The 17,375-nt window shown below is 36.5% G+C and carries 8 protein-coding genes; 4 read left to right on the top strand and 4 right to left on the bottom strand.

All coding sequences use genetic code 11. From position 1 onward, the window contains the following. Positions 1-186 precede the first annotated feature (186 nt). Positions 187-3,186: a PAS domain-containing protein gene (locus MYP_RS25250; RefSeq protein ID WP_052430268.1), complete on the top strand. Its 3,000-nt coding sequence runs from the start codon at positions 187-189 to the stop codon at positions 3,184-3,186. Positions 3,187-3,549: 363 nt separating this feature from the next. Here MYP_RS25250 and MYP_RS16125 read toward each other — a convergent pair whose 3' ends face one another. The 3 genes from MYP_RS16125 to MYP_RS16115 form a co-directional block, all read right to left on the bottom strand. Beyond that, entirely contained in the window at positions 3,550-5,622 is a 2,073-nt protein-coding gene (locus MYP_RS16125; RefSeq protein WP_045465361.1) for a copper-translocating P-type ATPase, read from the bottom strand. 380 nt (positions 5,623-6,002) lie between these two features. Then, positions 6,003-6,242 (bottom strand): hypothetical protein, encoded by a 240-nt coding sequence (locus MYP_RS16120; RefSeq protein ID WP_045465358.1) that lies wholly within the window; start codon positions 6,240-6,242, stop codon positions 6,003-6,005. Positions 6,243-6,349: 107 nt separating this feature from the next. Then, on the bottom strand, positions 6,350-7,741 hold the full coding sequence (locus MYP_RS16115; protein ID WP_231570057.1) for a hypothetical protein: 1,392 nt from the start codon (positions 7,739-7,741) through the stop codon (positions 6,350-6,352). 911 nt (positions 7,742-8,652) lie between these two features. On the opposite strand from MYP_RS16115, the gene MYP_RS16110 reads away from it, so the two are divergent. Continuing rightward, entirely contained in the window at positions 8,653-8,868 is a 216-nt protein-coding gene (locus MYP_RS16110) for a hypothetical protein (protein ID WP_045465352.1), read from the top strand. 359 nt (positions 8,869-9,227) lie between these two features. On the opposite strand, the gene MYP_RS16105 is transcribed toward MYP_RS16110, so the two are convergent. Beyond that, a complete protein-coding gene (locus MYP_RS16105; RefSeq protein ID WP_045465349.1) occupies positions 9,228-9,686 on the bottom strand; it encodes a hypothetical protein in 459 nt (152 codons plus the stop codon). A 505-nt stretch (positions 9,687-10,191) separates the two neighbouring features. Here MYP_RS16105 and MYP_RS16100 point away from each other — a divergent pair. Together MYP_RS16100 and MYP_RS25245 are read left to right on the top strand one after the other, a co-directional pair. Next, positions 10,192-14,598 carry a T9SS type A sorting domain-containing protein gene (locus MYP_RS16100; RefSeq protein WP_045465345.1) on the top strand — a complete coding sequence of 1,469 codons (4,407 nt, stop codon included), beginning with the start codon at positions 10,192-10,194 and terminating at the stop codon, positions 14,596-14,598. A gap of 559 nt (positions 14,599-15,157) precedes the next feature. Next, positions 15,158-17,299 (top strand): endo-1,4-beta-xylanase, encoded by a 2,142-nt coding sequence (locus MYP_RS25245; protein WP_052430266.1) that lies wholly within the window; start codon positions 15,158-15,160, stop codon positions 17,297-17,299. Positions 17,300-17,375 lie beyond the last annotated feature (76 nt).

Here is a 17,375-nt window from a genome sequence, read left to right as displayed (position 1 = left end):
TCAGTTCTAAGGAGTATAAAACATATTTCTACCGGAAAGTACTTCAAAACAACTATAACTTTTAAGGTGTTATCTTATTTAAGTAAGAATTGGATAAAGGTAATTGAATCAAAGGGAAATTAACCTTAGTTTTATCATCAACAGCTCTTGTGAATAAACAATAAGATTAAAGATGAATTCAAATGTATGAAGTTAAAGTATCAGTTAATTCTGTTATTTTTATTAATAATCATTACGATTACTTCTTCAATCAGCATTTTGTTTTATAAAAGCCAGCAGCAAGTCTTAAGGTCCTATATTGAAAATCATTTAAGGGCAATTTCAAAATCAAAAGAGCTTAGAATAGAATCCATTATAAAATCCCGAAAAGAGCTCGTAGGTTTTTCTGCCAGCAATCCGCTAATAGTATTTGGTTTATATAATTATCTTAATCATCCAAACAATGAGCATCGGGCAGAAATTTCTCAGATTTTAAGCAGTTATAAGCGGACGATCGAAAGTTTTAAAGAGGGGTACGTATTGTCCAAAGACGGACAAATTATTGCTTCTACAGATACGACAGTAATAGGAATGAACTGGTCTTCGGATGAGAGTTTCAGAGCAGCTGTTTTGGGAAGAAAATTTTTTGGTGACTTACACTATGACCAGGATCAACTGCTGAATGCCTTTTTATCTTCTCCCATATACTTTGAGGATAGAATTATCGGAGTAATTATAATGTCGCGAATTGCAGAGGGCATTATCTCTTTGAGCAATGTTTATACAGGTATGGGGAGTACCGGAGAAACCTATCTCGCAAAGCAATATGGAGATTCGGTCGTGTATCTTACTCCCTTGCGCTTCGATAAAAATGCGGCCCTGAAAAGATCTTTTCCTGCTAACGATTCTTCTACTTCAATGGGGAAAATTATGAATGCCAAGAAGGATACATTGATTAGGGGTAAAGACTACCAAGGGAAAGATGTACTTGCTGCATTGAAATATTTTCCGGAAACAGGATGGGGAATGATAACGGAGTTTGGTTACAAAGAAGCTATGGCTCCGATTGTTTTATTGAGAAACAGATTGCTCTTATTTAATGGTATTGTGATCCTTATTTCCACAATCCTGGCTTACTTCCTTGGAAGTGCATTTGTGAAACCTATTGAAGAACTTACCTTCAATGCCAATAAATTTTCGGAAGGAGATTTTTCTCAACTATCTGGCATCAGATCAAAAAATGAGATTGGGGTATTAGCACATTCCTTCAATGTAATGGCTAAAAGGCTGCAAAAGAAAATCGTGAAATCAGACACGATGTTTTCTACAGTATTTGATTCGGTAGAACAAGGAATTATATTATTTAAAGTAATAAGAGACTCTCCTGATCAGATTAAAGATTTTGAGTTTGTTCTTGTAAATCATTGGGCTGAAATTTTACTTGATCGGACAAGGATGGATCTTATAGGAAAAAGATGGGTAGAAGAATATCCCCATGTGAAGGATTTAGGGTTATTCGACATGCAAGTAAAAGTCGCTGATACAGGGGAGACAATGACTACAGATTATTTTTATGGATTTCAGGGGCTCAATAAATGGTTTAAGAACAGAGTTATAAAAATAAGTGATGAAGAACTGCTTGTTACATTTGATGATATTTCGCAACAAAAAGAAGCCAATCTTCAGATTGAAGATCTTCAGTCTATATTCCTGGAATCTCAGTCTCTGGGTAAAATAGGAAGTTATGAATGGAATTTCCTGGATAAAAAACTGACGTTAACTCCAGCTATGTCTGAAATACTCTGTTATGCTATTAAAGATGTTGCGGATATTTCAATGGAAAAGCATCCTTTTGAAGCGGTAATTCATCCTGATGATAAGGAAAAAGCCAACCAGACGATCAGGAGAGCAATTTATGACCATAATCTTTACAATGTAGAATATACCATTTTATGTCCTGGCAATATAATTAAATATGTATGGTCAAGGGGAAAAGTGTTTTATGATAACCAGGATAGGCCAATTAAAATGATAGGTACTGTTCTCGATATTACTGAATGGAAGAGAAGCAAGCATGAAATTCAGAAAAGAGAAATTCTATTAAGCTTTGCAGAGGAAATGGCTAATATAGGAAGTTACGAATTCGATATTGAGAATGGAAAAACGACCTGGTCGGATCAATTATACAAGATGTATGGTTATGAACCCAATGAGTTCGAACTTACCGAGGACAATCTTTTAAGGGTTGTTCACCCCGATGATAAACAATATTTTAAAAGAATATTTGAGGAGAAAATCTTTCAGGAGAATGCATTTGATTACCAGTTTGCGTGTGTAAGGAAAGATGGCTCAGTTGGGGTAAGTTATGGAAAAGCCACGGTATTCAGAAATGAAAATAATCAGGTAACTAAGGTCACAGGGTTTATTCAGGACATTACAGAAAGAGTAATGATGGTGGAGCAATTAAGAGGTCTTAATGCCGGACTTGAAGGTCGTGTGAATGAGAGAACGAAAGAATTATCTGTTATCATTCATAATTTGAAAATTTTGAATGACTCACTGGATAACTATGCATATATTATATCTCATGACCTTAAAGCTCCACTTACTGTTATAGAGGGACTGGTGCCTTTTATTAAAGAGGATTGCAAAGCCAGACCTGTTAATGAGGAAGGACTAAAAATGCTGGATATGGTAGGGGCGAAGGTTGAGGACATGAAAAACATTATCGAAAATGTTTTGAGGACTGCAAAAATGCAAAAACAAATTAAAGAGCCTATCGATCTTTTGCAGCTATGTCAGGATGTGCTGACTACATTAAATCCTCCATCTCATTTTCATATTGATATTCAAGATTCTTTGCCTATAGTGAATTATAACAGGACATCGCTTAAGCAAATTCTTCAGAACCTAATCGGAAATGCTATCAAATATATGGACAAAAAGAATCCGCATATTAAAATCGAGTCGGTTGAAAGGGAGAAATATTTTCAGATAGGTGTCAGTGATAACGGTTCAGGAATTCCCGAGGATAAGTTGGCAAAAATATTTGAGAGGTTTGAAATAGCACATAGTAAAGAAAACATAGAAAGCCACGGCCTTGGACTTTCTATTGTAAAACAGCTTGTTGAAGCTAATGGCGGAAGAGTATGGGTAGAAAGCGAATTGGGAAAGGGAAGTGACTTTTATTTTACTATACCTAAATAGGTAATAATGTGTCTATTTATATATTTAGGTATTACATTCTCTAAAGTCTTTCCTCTGGCTGGTCTTTCCTTTATTATTTAGATAATATAAATTTGAAATTTAAGGTAATTCATAACGGATAAAAATACTCAGACAAATCTTCGTTTGCATAAGTATTTTAAATACATTAATTATTTTTATCAGTTTACAGAAATGCATTAGAATCATTAATCTGCCAGACAGCAAAAGTTATTCTTTTTAAAAGAAATCAGATGTTTCAGGAGTTCCGCATGTACAAATTAAAGTTTCATCAAGTTGATGGCTATAGTAATGACAATGGCAGGATAGAGAGCAACATAGTGTGAGCATCAAGAGCTATTCTCCTTATTTTTTTAGTGACCCTTTCAGAAATTGAGCATTGATCGCTACTACTATAGTACTTAAGCTCATCAATACTGCACCAACAGCAGGGCTTAACACAAAACCCGTTGTATACAGAACACCTGCTGCAAGCGGAATAGCAAGAGCATTGTAAGCTGTGGCCCAGATTAAATTCTGAATCATTTTACTGTACGTAGCTTTTCCAAAAAGTATCAGGTTTGCAATATCTTTCGGATTACTGTTTACCAGAATAATGTCTGCAGTTTCGGCAGCAATGTCAGTTCCTGAGCCAACAGCTATCCCCACATCAGCCTGTGCCAATGCAGGAGCATCGTTAATGCCATCTCCTGTCATGGCAACGTATTCTTTCCGTCTCTGGAGTTCTTTTATGATCTCTACTTTCTGATGCGGCAATACCTCTGCATAAAATCCTTCCAGACCTAATTGTTTGCTTACTGCTTCTGCTACAGTTGTATTATCTCCGGTAGCCATCATCACTTTAATGCCATTTCTTCTGAATGTTTCGATAGCTTCTTTAGACTCAGGCCTGATCTCATCTGCCAGTGCTATAAATCCTGCAAGTTTTTCATCAATCAACAGAAATACAACAGTTTCAGAAGAAGAGTTAAAGGCATTCTCAGGAATGCTAATATCATTTTCTATCAGAAATCCTGGACTCACTACTTTGGTATTTCTTCCTGCAACGCTTGCCTCAATACCTTTTCCTGAAATGGCCTGAAAGTTTGCTGTTTTGGGTAATTGAAAATTCAGCTTTTTAACCTTTGCTAATATACCTGTTGCAATAGGATGTTCTGAATTTTGTTCTATTGCCCCGGCAAACATGAGGATATCCTCTCTGCTAAATTCATTTGAAGCAGATTCATAGCGGGTAACTCCAAATTCCCCTTGTGTTAGGGTTCCCGTTTTGTCAAATACCATTGCAGTGATTTTTCTTGAATTTTCAAATGCAGTTCTGTTGCGTATCAGTAAACCATTTTTAGCAGATATGGCTGTAGATATTGCTACTACCAAAGGAACAGCAAGGCCCAGGGCGTGAGGACAAGAAATTACCATCACAGTTACCATCCTTTCCAGAGCAAATTCAAGATCTTTTCCTATAATTAACCATATTATAAAAGTGACTACTCCAACACCAATCGCAATAAATGTGAGCCATTTTGCTGCTTTATCTGCCAGATTCTGAGTAGTAGATTTTGCCTTCTGTGCTTCATTTACCAGATTAATTACCTTCGTCAGATAACTGTCTTTTCCGGTATGCAGCACTTTTACTTTCAGGGATCCATTTCCGTTAACAGAGCCGCCGATCAACTGATCTTCAATAACTTTTTTTACCGGACTGGATTCTCCAGTAAGCATAGATTCATTCAGGTAGCTTTCACCTTCTATGACTGTACCATCTGCTGGCACCTTTTCTCCGGGTTTGACAAGGATAATGTCATTGACTTTCAATGCATCTACTTTGACATCCATAATATGATCACCGTGGATCAAATGTGCTTCGGAAGGCATCATGCTCACCAGAAGTTCAAGTGCTTTGGATGCACCAAGAACAGACTTCATTTCTATCCAATGGCCTAATAGCATGATATCTATCAATGTTACCAGCTCCCAGAAAAAATCCATTCCTTTCAGACCAAATACGATGGCAGAGCTATAGATATAAGCAACAGAGATGGCCACACCGATAAGTGTCATCATGCCCGGGTTTCTTTGTTTTACCTCTTCTAGAAGTCCCTTCAGAAAAGGCCAGCCTCCATAGAAGAAAACCGCGGAAGATAGGAGGAAAGCAAGGTATTGAATCCCAGGAAAGCTTAAATGGTATCCGAGGATTTCCTGTACCATCGGAGAAAACAAGATCACAGGTACAGATAAAATAAGACATACCCAGAATCGCTTTTTAAAATCATCTATCATCATTTCATGGTGGTTATGCCCCATATGTCGATGATTTGACATATCATGGTTATTTTCTCCATGCATTGCTTTGTCAGAACGCTTATTTTCCATGTGATGATGGTGAGGATGTTTTGAATTGTCGTGCTGATGTTTATTCATGCTTGAATGATTGGTAAATTCTACCTTTAACCTGAATACTAAGACACTGAATTGTTTAACTATTTATTAGGTTAAATGAAATGCTTTAGGGAAGTTTTATTAGCAGTTGATATTCAATAAGTAACGATGTTAGAATTGTGGGTATTTAAATAGTAGAAAATTTGTTCGATTGGCATATTGGAAGGTGATTATAACTTGGGTGATAATCTTGTCTTTCTGTGTCATCCTGAGCTCTGCGAAGGATCTGATAGTTACAAAATAACTTGCAGTTTAAATCACCAATCTTCATATAGGTAAACTATCATCCTTTTGAAAGCTTAGATGCTTCACAAGTTCAGTGAATTCAGTAGGAGATAACATTTTCTAATGTTTAATAGTACTTATAAATCATGCCCAGCTATGGCAATAATATGAATCATTTCCACTTCAATACCTTTCTGTTTCAAAGCCGATGTAATCAGATCCTGTGTAATTTCTTCTCCTGAAACGCTTAGTATTTTTTCCTCACTTTCAAGATCTACTTTCCATCTGCTTATAAGTTCTTCTTTGTTCAATACCGAAGCAATTTTATCCAGCATCTCCTGATTGTGTATGTTAGTTTTGAATTTTAATATTTTCATTGTAGGTGTATTTTATCTCTGAGAATAGGTTTTATTTGTGTAACTTGCTTTTCTTTGATTTGATTATACTTTTTATATTTTCCTTTACATCAGAGACATTGAATCGATCACATCCCCATCATTTTCATTCTTGGTGGAATAATCCTCAGAAAAATCTGAAAGGACCAAGGATTATTGCCATAATAAGGATTCAGGTCATTGCTGAAAGCATAGACTGTACCTATTGCTCCTAGATCAAGCCAGAAGTATTTATTCTTTGAGATATACCTTGACATACCCAATGCCAATGCGCCGATATTGTTGCTTTGATGTTCTTCTTCTGACTCAATTTCCAGTTCATGATTGTCTTTCTGCACAAATTCCATCCTTGTAAAGTAAGACCAGTGTTTTATTTGAAGATTGGATTCTAATACAACAGAATTTCCATAGCTGGTTTTACCTTCATCCTGGTATTTGTTCATGCCCCATGTCAGGGAAGTAGAAATCACCTTCTCATCGTTGAACCAATAATTATGTAACACAGAGGCAGTATATCTTTCCAGATTTTCTTCAGGAAAAAGCACTTCCGGACTTTTCAAATAACCATAAGATGCCTGCAAAGCCAGCGATCGACCTGGTATTAGAGAGATTCTCGAACTATAGGAATCAAACCTTGGCTTATCAAAATTGTATCTATTTTCATTAGGCTCTTTTCCTGTAAATGTGGAGCCTTCGATCTTAATAATTTTGTATCTGAAACCTACTGTTGCCACTCCAAATATAATATGTGTCGCATCCTGCCAGTGATGACTTAATGGCGCTGCTGGCATGTTAAGAGATGATGGCCTGTGCATGAAAGCCGGAGGACCAATAGCTGGTTCACCAGGATAACCGAGATATGCATAGAGGTCGATATTTTTATTAAATGCAAGGCTATATGCAACCGATAATTCACTGATTAAATCGTGTGGATGCTGATGATCGATTAAAGGTTTTCCTTTCCAGGATTCTCCACTCTGAAATAAAAGCGGATATCCTTGTCCGCCAACAGTGAAAGGATCTCCGGAAAACATAGCTCTTACCATGAACAAGCCCCGCTTTCCTACTAATCTGTTTGCCATAAGCATTACCCAATTGGGAGCACTAATGGAGGCATCTCCTCGTTGACCGGGAGCACGGTTAATATTCTGATTTGAATAGGTAAAAAAGATTCCGTAATGAAGCATAAAGTTCCAGTCGTTTTTATGAAACTTGATCATATACATTGGAGTATTTCGGGGCTGCCAGCTTGTTCCTGATCCGTTTACGTTCATAGGAAGGTTTCTGGAAAGGGCACTAGGCATATGCATCATCATGCTGTCCATTGGTGTTTCTTTATGATCCATTTGGTGATCGGCTATTGTATCATGCTCTTTGTGGCCGGTACTATCCATTGGCATCTGATGCTGTTGATGTTCCTGGGAAAAAAGATAGGAAGGATTATATAGAAAGCTAAAAACGATTAAAAATAAATATTTCATAATGCTAAGGTAACAACAGAAGGAGATGAATGTTTTTCCGGTTCGTCTGAATCAGGATTTGTAGGATTTCAGAGTTAAATGGATCTTGTTATTCTTTATTTCAATAATTCCTGAATCAGAATTTTTAAGAGATTAAAGAAGGGGTAATTTGAGAAAGGTTCTGACCTCGAAGAAGTCATATATTTATAGAAAAGAACAGGTAATTAATATACGACCCTGAAGGGGGTGCAACAAGGTAATGAGCAGCCATCTATAAACTTTCAATTACTTCGGATTGTGAGAGTGTCTGAATCACTATTTACATGATTTTAGAGTATACAGGATAGAGCTTATCGAAGATCCTGTTTATGTCTTAATCCCATGAAGATCAGTGCATCGAAGATAATCCAGTCTATCTATTAATCCAACGAGACCCAGTTCGGATAAATGAATTCAATGTATCCGATAAAGCATAGAAAAACATCCAATTATTACTAGGAAATAGGATTTCCTACATAGGAAAAAAGAAATCCTATATAGGAAAAGGAAATTCCTACATAGTAAAAAAGAATTCCAATATAGGAAAAAAGAATTCTTATATAGGAAAAAGAAATTCCTACATAGAAGAAAAAAAATCTTATATAGGAAAAAAGAATTCCTATATAGGAAAAGGAAATTCCTACATAGTAAAAAAGAATTCCAATATAGGAAAAGGGAACTCCTATATAAAAAACTTAAAATTCTTATCTGGAAAAAGGAATTCTTCCCTGAGGTTATCCGGAAAATTGTATGGCTTAATCAGACAAATGACATACCTACCTGTTGGACACATCAGAAAAAAGATTGGTAAAAGAGAAGTGAATGATTCGGTGTTTTATTCATGAATTTGTTGTCTGAAAAAGTAAATTGGGAAATAGTGAAATGAAGACATTATGAGGAAATTAGGATATAAATTATTAACATATAAGGCAGCTTCGTTTTTATTGAAAATCTTAAAACCAAAGTCATTTGGAGCAAGGGCCATGTTAATGAAGGATAATGAAGTGCTTCTGGTTAAACATACCTATCAAACAAGCTGGTATTTTTCCTGGTGGTGTATTAAAAAAAGAGGAGCCATACATACGAAGATGCTCTCAAAAGAGAACTAAAAGAAGAGTTAAATGCGGAAGTATATAAGGTGGAATTGTTTGGATTATATAACAGAATCTATGAAGGGAAGAATGAAAGTATAACTGTATTTATCTGTAAGGAATTTAGATATTTCTCAAAAAGGGTAATTCAGAAATAAGTGAGTTTAAATTTTTTAGCCTGAATAGTCTTCCTTAAGATATTTCAACCGGGACAATGAAAAGAATCAACGAATACAAGAATAATGCTTATCCGGCATTTGGAAGAGGGTGAATACCGAGCTCTCCTTTGTGGGTTAAAGTCTATTGACTTTAACCCACAAAGGACGGTATAATGAAAAAATGTCTTACATTCTCCTCTTTATAGATAAAGTTCAGTTTTAGTCTTTAGTAGTAATTGATCCTGTCCCTTGCGCCTGCTCTCCTCCAAGTTTGGTAAAATCAATAGAATTAAAACTACTGGTTGTAACTCCATCCTTTACCTTTGTGTTAATAATACCTGTTGAAGCGTTCCAAATAGTATTACCTTCACGGACAATTAATGTCACTTTCAGTCCTGATTCAGATAGATTGACAGTGGTATCCTTGGTAGGTTTATTAGCAAACGTAATATTGAATAATACTCCGCTGTTTCCTGAAGTACCTGTTTGAATATAATTATTGGAATTATCTTTTTGGGAAGTGGCAATCATTTTGGTTTGTTCTACACCTTTAAAGTTTAAAGTTGCTGAGTTTGTGAATATTGCCGGAAGGGGATTTTCTTTATTATCAGAACATGAACACAACAAGATTGTAAGTGCAGTCAGAACAACAGAAAATGAAAATATTTTTTTATGCATAGTAACCAGTAATTATGTTTTTATACTTATTTGAAAATAACGAATATGTCCTTGTGATATTAGTCTAAAGTTAAATCCTAAAGGATTTCAAGACCTTGCTTTTGACATTTAAATTCTTTCACAATAAAGGATTTGTTTGAGTGCTGCTGATGATATTATATTAATACTGCTACGGATAATTATCTTTTTAGATTCAAAAAGAACAAAAAGAATGGGAGGGGAGAAAACAATTCTTGAATGAAAATAAATTGAATCCTTCACCGTGGCCTGTCGGAGGCTCAGGGGCGAATTTCGGAAAAGCCTCAAAAAAAAAACTTTCAGTTTTTAATAAAGTGATTGTAGTTCAGTAATTAAACTAAAAGTGCAACTATCACGGTAAAATTATTGTATGTATCACCTAGAATATAAGGAAATGAATCTTTAACTTCACATACAATAAAATTTTTAAATCGGATCTATTTGTCCTTCTGGATATTGTAAATCTTTTGTTTGAAATTACACTTTTATGAACTATAAACTATTCTTTCATTTAATCCTTATTGTTTTCTTTGTTTTACCTGTCAAAATTTTTGCTGCTGATTATTACTGGGTTGGTGGTACAGGAAAGTGGTCTGATTATCAGAACCACTGGGCTACTACTTCCGGAGGAACTTCCTTTCATACGATAGTACCTTCAGCTTTTGATAATGTCATATTTGATTTCAACTCACATAGTGGCACCTTTCATGTTACTCTGGATCAAACTGTTATCGCCTGTAATAACCTGTCGTTTAATTTAGAGGACAGAGTCATGACATTAAGCGGGGCTATTGGCTCTAATTTCAATATATATGGAAGTATTCAACTTCATAAGAATCTGAGCATCGATTACTTAGGTAATTTTGTTTTAAAATCTGTCAATGCAGGAAATACCATTGCTCAACGAGGTGCGAGGTTTATTACAGGCAAGTCTGGAAACTTTATTTTAGATTCCCAAACGGGAGGATGGCAGATACTGGATTCTTTAAATGCATATTCTCTGTTCCTTGAAAACGGCTCTCTCAATGCGGAAGGAAAAAATGTTAGATTGAATGAGTTTATATCCAAGTCATCAAATGTCCGATCTATTAATTTCAAAAATACCAAAGCGGTAATCAAAGCGTGCTCTATTTATGGTAAAAACCTGACCTCAGATTTCTCAGGCTCTAAAATCTCGACCCTGGAATTTGTGAACTATGATTTGCCGGCAATTACTCTGGACACTCTTTCTCCAGGCCCTGTATCACTAGGTTCTTATTCGATGTACATTCAGGGAAATTTGAAGATTAATACAGTTCATTTTGACCGGACAGGTGGAATTATATTCCTTAACACCAAAGTTACTATTGACAAGCTTATTTCGAATGCAGAGAGTGTTAGTGTCCGTGGACAGGTATTGATAAAAGAATCAGAGTTTCATAATCTGAAATCATTTGAAGTGAAGGACGCACCAGAAAGTATTGAACTGGAACAGACCAATCTATCAGGAAAAGACTGTGGCAATTATCTTTCGATCTTTGGTAAGGGGAAAATTATAAAAAGATCAGGTGTGCTTGATATGAGTTATGTGATTGCAAGCGGAGTAGAGTTTACAGGAGGTGCTGTTTTTAATGCTACGAATTCCGTTGATCATGGCAACACGAAAGGTATAACAATAACACCTGCGTCTGCTGCAACTTATTATTGGATTGGAGGAGCCGGTTCCTGGAATGATCCTGCACATTGGTCGTTGACAAGCGGAGGCACTCCTGCATATTGCGTACCTACATCTATGAATGATGCTGTCTTTGATGAGAATAGCTTTACTAAAGATAAAGAGAAAGTTGATTTGAGTAATGCAGTTTGTAAAACCATAGACTTCAGAACGGTGAAATACCTTCCGGTGATATTTGGACAACTTTCGGTATATGGTTCATTGTATTTTAAGAAAGGAATAGATGTGGCCGGTTTAAATCCGATACAATTCCTGTCACCTGATATGAATAATAAGATAGATTTTGCCAAAACGAATTTTAAGAATAACATAACATTGAGATGTTCCGGATCCTACATTCTGGAAGATTCCCTTCAGGCATCTATTTTTACTTTTATTGCAGGTACTTTAAATACCAATAATAAAAAGGTTATAGCGTCTTCTTTCGGTCCAAGCAATTCAGAGACACAAGGATCAAGAAAACTTATTCTAGATTCCTCCACACTAAGGATAAATCGCGGTCTTAATCTTTCGCAATCGTTGTCAAATCCACTTGTAATAGAGTCAGGTAATTCAACCATTGAGTGTCATGGTGATGGCTATTCGGTTGATTTGGGAAGCAATCATACTTTTAATGTTGTAAATATAAATAAGGGTGTAACAGTATTCGCTGGAGGAGTGACAATAGAATCTTTATATCTGGGTCAAAAATGTACTATCCAAGGTGATAAGAATACTTTTAAAAACCTTAGGCTTGAAGCGGGTCATGGAGTATCTTTCAAAGGATCCACGACCCAGTATATCAATAATATATTTATTGTAAATCCTTCATGTACCTATACTGAACTTTCAGGTATTGATGGAAAGCCCACTATCAGTAAGTCTTCCGGTGCAATACATCTTGATCGTATGACTCTTAAGGATATTGCAGCTTCAGGTGGGGCTACGTTTACTGCTATCAATTCAATAGATCAGGGAGGAAACAATGGCTGGAATATTTCTGTGTCTGAGAATATAAATTTTTACTGGATAGGTGGAAACGGAAACTGGTCTGACGGAAAGAAATGGTCATATACCAGCGGTGGTAAACCCGCTAATTGTGTTCCTTCATTACAGGACAATGTAGTCTTTGACGAGCATTCTTTTTATGACTTTAATCAAAAACTAAGATTTGATGTGCCTGCTTCCTGCAAAAACATGACATGGCAAAATGTTAAATACTATCCTGCAACATCTGGTTCAATAGTTACAGTTAACGGTTCTTTAACCCTTGATTCTGCTATGTTTTTTAATACAAGCATTAATTTTAATGCATTGGAAGATTCAAAGGTGAAAACAAGTGGTAACAAACTTGAGAACATTACTATTAATGCGCAAAAGTCCATTACGTTTGTGGATGACCTTTTTGCATCGTATTTACTTATCAATTCAGGTACCGTTTTGCTCAGTAATATCGTAGTGAATATTGGATCTTATTTTCAGTTAGGACCAGAAAAACCAATAAATCTGGATATAAGTAATTCAAAAATTCATATCTTTTATCAGATGCATATACAAGGTGATCATTTAGTGCTGAATGCTGCAAATTCTGATATCTATTGCTATTCAGGAGATAATTATTCGAATGTAATGGTTACCAATATATTGAATGATCCGTATAGTGGTATTCCGGACAAAATAATCGAATTAAATAATATCCATTTTAAAGTTGGTTCTAACTTGTATGGATGGGATAACGGAACTAATCTGCATCTGGAATATTGCCATGTAAATCGGGTTACAGTAGATAAAACAAGCGAATTTCAGGCAAATCTTTTTAGTGGCCTGGTCAAGGAATTTTATTGTGAATCTGAAAATCTGTTTTTAAGTCAATATAAATCCAAAATAAACAAGTCCATACTTCTGTCTTACAAAATCAGATTATATAAAAGTGTTAAATTTGATTATTTGCAGCTGGCCCCGGGTTGCAATATAACCATGACTGCCGGTGATACGCTCTATATCAATGATGATTTTAATGCTTATGGAAAACCTGATTTCCCTATTTATTTTTCATCAGAAACAGGGGGAAAGCAGGTACACATCGTTAAACCTTCCGGTACAGTATGTCTTGATTACCTTCATTTAAAAGATATTAAAGCAAGTGGTGGAGCAACCTTTAAAGCAGGTCATAACAGTACCAATATCTCTAATAATACGGGATGGGATTTTACAACTAATTGTGAATACTTTTCTGCCTATGCCGAAAAGCCAATCTGTCTGGGAGGAGATATAAAATTGCACAGTTCCGTTCCTTCCGGACAAGCTGTTTCCTGGAAAGGTCCTGAAAACTTTGTTTCATCTCTGAGCGATCCTGTAGTCCTTAATCCTCAGCCTTCACAATACGGATTCTTTGAGATGACATATGGTGGTAAAAAAAGTATGGTTGATGTCTCAGCAGAAGAGCTTTCTGCTTATGTGCTGATTTACGAATATGGCAATTATCTTTATACTGCAATGCCGAGAACTGATCTTACATATACCTGGTACAAAGACAATGTGATATTGGAGGAAAATGTAGATGCAGTGATGAAGACAGGGGCAGGAGTGTACTATCTTGAAATTACAACTGCTGCAGGTTGTACTGAAAGGAGTAAACAGATTAAAGTGAAGTCTTATGAAGCTCCTCCTGCAGCACCTGTAAATCTGGTCGCAACAGCTCTTTCCTCAAGCCAGATCAAGCTTACCTGGACAGATAAATCAACAGATGAGTCAGGGTTTATTATTGAAAAACAATCCAATAACTCGCTGGAGTTTGAAATTCTGGATACTGTATATAACGCATCTGAGTATACTGACAAGTTCTTATATTCCGGTACAAGCTATACGTACAGAGTATATGCCTATAACGCATCCAGCCGTTCAGATTATGCAGGACCTGTAACTGCTGAAACGCACCTGGTAACAGGTACTGAAAGTATAAAAGAAAGAAGATTTACATTCTTCCCGAATCCAACAACGGGTAATGTAAAGATCAGCCTTAAAGATTCCCAGACCATAAATCTTCTAAGAGTTTATAATGATAAAGGAACAATGGTATATTCTATAGAAAATTACCATTCAGATACCATACTGGATCTTAGTTCTATGACATCCGGAGTATATATGATTCAGGTTACTTCAGAAGGCTTTACCAGTAATGAAAAGCTGATCATACAATGATACCTTTGAAAATATCTTAAAACAGAAAGCCAGTTCTCGACAAACTGGCTTTTAAAATACTTATTATTTAAACCTGCATAGTTATACTTTGTCATCCTGAGTCTCGCGAAGGATCTGATAGTTAAGAATATATTAGCAATTTCGATCAGGAGTTTGCCAGATAGATAAAATTTATTCTTTTTGAAAAAAAACGAATACTGTTGCTCAAACTGTTGCTCCTTTCCCGCCACTCTGTATATGTGAACTCTTGTAATAACTCCAGAAAATCATAAATGGTCGTTAGCTAACTTTTATGAAATAGAAGTAGATAAAAAATTTTAACTCATTAATTTTAATGGATTTTGGGGTAAGGAAAGTTGTGGTCTGTCAGTGGGTAGACCACGGAGAATGATTCCGTCCGGTTCAGACACTTGTAGGGATGTAGGTAAAAATCAGGCGTTTCTATGAAAAAATGAAAAAAAATAAGGAAAAGTAATATTTTTTTCTCCCCTTGTGATTACCTTTTAACCTCTTTGTTTGTAGATAGGAAATTTTTGTAATCATTTTGAATCACAACAGTATGAAAAAGAATCTACTTAAGTTGTTTTATGTGGCAGGCGTTTTTTTGTCGCAAGTTATATTTACGAATACTGCCAATGCCCAGTTGGGAAAATGTAAGGGAAAATATTTGGGAAATATAACCGCTTACAGTGTACCTAGTAATTATACTTCATTATGGAACCAAACCACATCTGAAAATGGCTCCAAATGGGGAAGTTGCGATAGAGGGAATGGCCAGTATAATTTTTCTAATTCCGATTTGGCCTATAATACTGCTAAAAATTCTGGGGGGTTATTTAAGTTTCATGCTTTAATTTGGGGCGCACAAGCACCAGGATATCTCAAAAATTCATCTGCAGCACAAATTGAGACGGCTATAAGAAATTGGTATAAAGCTGTTGAAGACCATTATAAACCTATGGGTGGTTTAAATTTTATTGATGTATTGAATGAACCAGTTAATACGCCCATTAATAGAGAAATTGCAAACTTAAAAGCTGCATTAACATTAGGCTATCAAAGGGAAGCAGCTAACGCCAATGATTTAAATAATCCTTACGGTTGGGCAATATGGCCTTTTCAGTTGGCAAGAAAACACTTTCCGAATGCTACACTTTTAATTAACGAGTTTAATACAGAGCATAACTGGAATAATTGTCGTGCAGAATATATAAAGATGTCTAATGCAATTAAAAATGCTCCCAATCTTACTGACGGAAAAAAGAATTTGATTGATGGTATCGGACTGCAAGCTCATGGTATGAACGGACAACTTAATTTGTCTGCGGCAAATTTTAAAGCTTGTCTGGATGAGATATGGAATAAAACGAATTTACCACTTCACATTACGGAACTTGATCTTGTTGCAGATCCAAATGAAGCTGCTCAAAGAACTAAGTATCAGGAGTTTTTTACAATTGCCTGGGAACATCCTCACGTTGCTGGTATTACATTATGGGGTTATGTACAAGGTGCAACATGGATTCCAGGTAATGGCGTAAAAGGTTCAGGTGGTACTGACTCTGGAATTCAATATGCCGACTTAACAGATCGTCCTGCCATGACTTGGTTAAAACAATATATGGCCTCAAGACCAAGCCTTTCTTGTTGCCCTGCACCAGCGCCGTTTGCAGCCTGCAATGGCAGCAACCCACCAACCGTTGCATTCACTTCTCCAGCAAACAATGCCTCATTTACTCAAGGCACGGCAATCACACTTACTGCAACCGCCACTGATGCGGACGGATCTATAGCTAGTGTTAAATTTTATGATGGTGCAACCTTATTGACGACCGACAACTCTTCTCCATATAGTTTTAGTTGGACCAACGCAACAGCTGGCACACATACTATAAAGGCTGTAGCTACCGACAACTCCGGAAATACCACTGAAGCAGTGATCACGATCAAAGTGAACGTGCCACAAGGCCCTTACAAAGGTACAGCTTGGCCCATTCCTGGCATCATACAACTAGAAAACTATGATGTGGGGGGGAATACATTTGCATATTCTGACGGCACTTCGGGCAATCAAGGTGGAGCCACTTTCCGAACAGACGAGGACGTGGACATTGAGAACTGCACGGACGAGGGAGGTGGATACAATATTGGTTGGGCTACGGCAGGCGAATGGACTGAATATACAGTAAATGTGACAAAATCAGCCAATTACGACGTATCGCTTCGCGTAGCTTGCGAGGGAGCTGGCCGTACAGTAGCTGTCGCTATGGATGGGACAAACCTGCCAAACGCCGCTTCAATTGCCATTCCAAACACAACAGCTTGGCAATCGTGGACAACAGTGACCATACCTAATGTTCCATTAACAGAAGGCCAAAAAATCATGCGTCTTACCATTGGGACTACTGACTATGTAAACCTTAATTACATTGAGTTCAAGGAATCCATCGTCACAGGGATTGAAGATGTAGTAGGCCTGAATAAAGACAACATTTATCCTAATCCGTTTAACAACGAAGGACTGCACATAAAACAATCAGGTGAATTCGGATTCAGAATCACCGACTTGCATGGTGCAGTGGTAGAGCAGGGCAAAGGGGCCTACAATGAAACAATCGGTAAAGAATTAGCCCCAGGGATTTATTTTCTGACCATAGATGGACAAAATAGTTCGTCCAATTACAAAATAATCAAGCAATAGACTTGCGTTTATAAAAGCGTACAAATTCAAAATTCAAGATAGATTTCAAAAATAGAGGCTGCCTCAAAAGGGCAGC

Source organism: Sporocytophaga myxococcoides (assembly GCF_000775915.1).
Taxonomy (GTDB): Bacteria; Bacteroidota; Bacteroidia; order Cytophagales; family Cytophagaceae; genus Sporocytophaga; species Sporocytophaga myxococcoides_A.
This window is presented reverse-complemented; position numbering and strand designations above follow the sequence as displayed.

What these genes read in the sequence shown, in the direction of transcription:
- MYP_RS25245 (WP_052430266.1), top strand. Translation starts at nt 15,158, where the DNA reads ATGAAAAAGAATCTACTTAAGTTGTTTTATGTGGCAGGCGTTTTTTTG.
- MYP_RS16105 (WP_045465349.1), bottom strand. Translation starts at nt 9,686, where the DNA reads ATGCATAAAAAAATATTTTCATTTTCTGTTGTTCTGACTGCACTTACA.
- MYP_RS16100 (WP_045465345.1), top strand. Translation starts at nt 10,192, where the DNA reads ATGAACTATAAACTATTCTTTCATTTAATCCTTATTGTTTTCTTTGTT.
- MYP_RS25250 (WP_052430268.1), top strand. Translation starts at nt 187, where the DNA reads ATGAAGTTAAAGTATCAGTTAATTCTGTTATTTTTATTAATAATCATT.
- MYP_RS16120 (WP_045465358.1), bottom strand. Translation starts at nt 6,242, where the DNA reads ATGAAAATATTAAAATTCAAAACTAACATACACAATCAGGAGATGCTG.
- MYP_RS16125 (WP_045465361.1), bottom strand. Translation starts at nt 5,622, where the DNA reads ATGAATAAACATCAGCACGACAATTCAAAACATCCTCACCATCATCAC.
- MYP_RS16115 (WP_231570057.1), bottom strand. Translation starts at nt 7,741, where the DNA reads ATGAAATATTTATTTTTAATCGTTTTTAGCTTTCTATATAATCCTTCC.
- MYP_RS16110 (WP_045465352.1), top strand. Translation starts at nt 8,653, where the DNA reads ATGAGGAAATTAGGATATAAATTATTAACATATAAGGCAGCTTCGTTT.